Below are 312 nucleotides of genomic sequence, written 5' to 3' on the forward strand. Positions count from 1 at the left end.
GCAAATACTTTTTCTTGCCAAATGATGAATAGAAATAGATATAAAAATTGTAATGATATAATCATTACGGAAAATATTTTTTCTTTGATAGATACCACTCAAATTTATAATATTGAGCATTTAAATACTGGTTATAATAGTGGTTTTTGTAAATTTTCTTCTACAGGAAAAATTCAATTTCTTTTCTTAGATAATGAAAATAGGTATAAAAATACTCCTAAAAAGTATGAAAGAGGAAGTTATTATATAGGAAATAGATTTTTAATCTTGAAAACGTTTGTAAAATACCCACAAGGAGGAATAAGAACGAAG

At 24.0% G+C, this 312-nt stretch carries 1 protein-coding gene; it reads left to right on the forward strand.

The window, feature by feature from the left end; translation table 11 throughout:
• Positions 1–21: 21 nt before the first annotated feature.
• Positions 22–312 (forward strand): hypothetical protein (locus tag HMPREF9073_RS15965; protein WP_198005897.1); only part of this gene is annotated, 291 nt, incomplete at its 3' end.

This window comes from Capnocytophaga sp. oral taxon 326 str. F0382 (assembly GCF_000318295.1).
Classification (GTDB): domain Bacteria; phylum Bacteroidota; class Bacteroidia; order Flavobacteriales; family Flavobacteriaceae; genus Capnocytophaga; species Capnocytophaga periodontitidis.